Source organism: Streptomyces sp. NPDC054783, from assembly GCF_053611725.1.
The window spans coordinates 1-3,360 of the sequence record NZ_JBSHAY010000094.1 but is presented as its reverse complement, the minus strand read 5'-3'; the positions used below and the strand labels follow the sequence as shown (position 1 = coordinate 3,360).

Sequence of the window (3,360 nt, the reverse complement as noted above, 5' to 3'; positions counted from 1 at the left end):
GGGATGGCGGCCGAGGGGGTCCTGGAGCGGCGGCTGCGGCGTGAGGGCATGCCGCCGATGGACCCGCAGCTGGCGATGCGGGCGCTGGAGCAGGCCGTTGGGCTGGGTGAGCTCGGTGATCCGGCGCTGTGTGTGGTGGACCTGGACTGGGAACGCTTCGCGTCCGGCTTCACCGCCGTACGCCCCAGCACACTCCTCGACGAACTGACCGAGTCGCGAAAGACCTCGCAGACCTCGGGCAACCCCCGTGTCGTCACCGACGCCAACGAGGCCACCACGGCCACCGAGCGGCTGATGGGCCTCACCGGGCCGGAGCAGCACCGCGAACTGCTGGACCTGGTGCGAGCCCAGGTCGCGGCCGTGCTCGGGCACAGTGGTGCCGAGGCCGTCCATGGAGACCGTGCGTTCCGGGAGTTGGGCTTCGACTCCCTCACCGCTGTGGAGCTGCGCAACCGTCTGGGCGCCGTCACGGGGCTGAGCCTGCCGACGACCCTGGTCTACGACTACCCCACAGCCTCCGCTCTCTCCGCCCACCTGCGCGACGAACTCCTCGGACAGGAGACCGCGGTGGGCACCCCGGCCCTGACCGCCGTCGCCACGGACACCGACGACCCGATCGCGATCGTCGCGATGAGCTGCCGCTTCCCCGGTGGCGTCCGGTCACCGGAGGACCTCTGGCACCTCGTGACCGACGGCCGCGACGCGATCTCCGGCTTCCCGACCGACCGCGGCTGGAACCTGGAACGCCTCGCCGACCCCGACCCCGAACGGCAGGGCACCTCCTACACCCGTGAGGGCGGCTTCCTCGGCGACGCCGACCGGTTCGACGCGGCCTTCTTCGGCATCTCACCACGTGAGGCGCTGGCGATGGACCCCCAGCAGCGACTGCTGCTGGAAACCGCCTGGGAGGTGTGCGAACGCGCCGGGATCGACCCCACCACGGTGCGCGGCAGCCGTACCGGCGTCTTCGTCGGCACCAACGGACAGGACTACGCGTCCCTGATCGCCGCCCCGCCCAAGGGCATCGAGGGACACCTCGGCACCGGTAACGCGGCGAGCGTGGTCTCCGGACGGATCTCCTATGTCTTCGGGCTGGAAGGCCCCGCGGTGACCGTCGACACCGCCTGCTCCTCCTCGCTCGTCGCCCTGCACCTGGCGGTGCAGGCGCTGCGCAGCGGCGAGTGCACGCTGGCGCTGGCCGGCGGCGTCACCGTCATGTCCACCCCGGAGGCGTTCGTCGACTTCAGCCGGCAGCGTGGTCTTGCTGCCGACGGCCGGGTGAAGGCGTTCGCGGCGGGTGCGGACGGCACCGGCTGGGGTGAGGGTGTGGGCATGCTGCTGGTGGAGCGGCTGTCCGACGCCCGGAAGAACGGCCACCCCGTGCTGGCGGTCGTGCGGGGTTCGGCGATCAATCAGGATGGTGCGAGCAATGGTCTGACGGCGCCGAACGGTCCCTCGCAGCAGCGCGTCATCCGGCAGGCGCTGGCTTCGGCGGGTCTCTCGGCTTCGGACGTGGACGCGGTGGAGGCGCACGGTACGGGTACGACGCTGGGTGACCCGATCGAGGCGCAGGCGCTGCTGGCCACCTACGGTCAGGAGCGTGGTGGGGACCGGCCGTTGTGGCTGGGCTCGATCAAGTCGAACATCGGTCACACGCAGGCGGCTGCCGGCGTCGCGGGCATCATCAAGATGGTGCTGGCGATGCGGCACGGTGTGCTGCCGCGCACCCTGCACGTGGACGAGCCGACCCCGCACGTGGACTGGTCCGCGGGCGCGGTCGAGCTGCTGACCGAGGCCCGGGACTGGCCGCAGACCGATCGCCCGCGCCGGGCAGGTGTGTCGTCCTTCGGCCTGAGCGGCACCAACGCCCACACCATCATCGAGCAGGCACCCGAGGCGGAGACCGAGACGGTCCCGGACGGCACCCACGATCTTCCGGTGCTGCCCTACGTGCTGTCGGCCAAGGACACCGACGCCCTCCGCGCCCAGGCCGGCCGGCTGCACGCCCTCGCCCACGAGGACACCACAGTTGGCGGCACCGACCTCGCCTATTCCCTGGCGACGGGCCGTGCCGCGCTGGAGCAGCGGGCGGTTGTGGTCGCTGGTGATCGTGAGGGATTGCTGGCGGGTCTGGATGCCGTGGCCGGTGGCCGAAGCGCAGCCGGGGTCGTGGCGGGTGTGCCGCAGCCGGGTGGGGTGGCGTTCCTGTTCACCGGTCAGGGCAGTCAGCGGCTGGGCATGGGCCGGGAGCTGTATGAGGCGTATCCGGTGTTCGCGGACGCGCTGGACGCGGTGTGTGCGTACCTTGACCATCACCTTCAGGTGCCGCTCCTCGATGTGCTGTTCGGTGACGATGCCGGGCTGATCGACGAGACGGCGTTCACGCAGCCTGCGTTGTTCGCGGTGGAGGTGGCGCTGTTCCGGCTGCTGGAGTCGTGGGGTGTGCGCCCGGACTTCGTCTCCGGTCATTCGATCGGTGAGATCGCGGCCGCGCACTGTGCGGGTGTGCTGTCGCTGGCCGACGCGTGCACCCTGGTCGCGGCTCGTGGCCGGCTGATGCAGGAGCTGCCGTCCGGTGGTGCGATGGTGGCGGTGCAGGCTGCCGAGGACGAGGTGACGCCGTATCTGACGGACGCGGTGAGCATCGCGGCGGTCAACGGTCCGGCGTCCGTGGTGGTCGCGGGTGACGAGGACGCCGTACTGGAGATCGCGGCCCGCTTCGAGGAGCAGGGGCGCAAGACCCGTCGCCTGACGGTCAGTCACGCCTTCCACTCGCCGCACATGGACGGGATGCTGGACGCCTTCCGCGAGGTCGCCGAAAGCCTGACGTACGAGGCTCCGCGTCTTCCGGTGGTCTCCAACCTCACTGGTTCCGTGGTGGGTGTCGAGGAGGTCTGCTCGCCGGAGTTCTGGGTGAGGCATGTGCGGGAGGCTGTGCGGTTCCTGGACGGCGTGCGCGTGCTGGAGGCCGAGGGCGTCACGACCTTCGTCGAGCTGGGTCCGAACGGTGTGCTGTCCGCCATGGTGCAGGAGTGTGTCCCAGGTGGCACGCAGGTCTGCGCCCCGCTGATGCGTCGCGGTCGCGACGAGGCCGGGACACTCGTCGCGGCGCTGGCCCAGGTGTACGTCGCGGGCACGGACGTCGAGTGGGAGGCCTTCTTCGCCGGGACCGGCGCTCGTCGGATACAGCTGCCCACCTATCCCTTCCAGGGCCGGCGTTACTGGCCCGGACCGGAAGCAGTCGTCGGCGGGGATCTCGAGGCCGTCGGTCTGGGTGTTGCGGGTCATCCGTTGTTGGGTGCTGCGGTGGCGTTGGCGGACAGTGACGGGTTTTTGTTCACGGGTGTGTTGTCGGCGGGT

The 3,360-nt window shown here is 70.7% G+C and carries 1 protein-coding gene; it reads left to right on the top strand.

What is annotated here, in order from left to right:
• Positions 1–3,360, top strand: a 3,360-nt coding sequence (locus tag ACWGJ5_RS46455; protein WP_453315624.1) for a type I polyketide synthase, incomplete at both ends; no start/stop codon positions are given.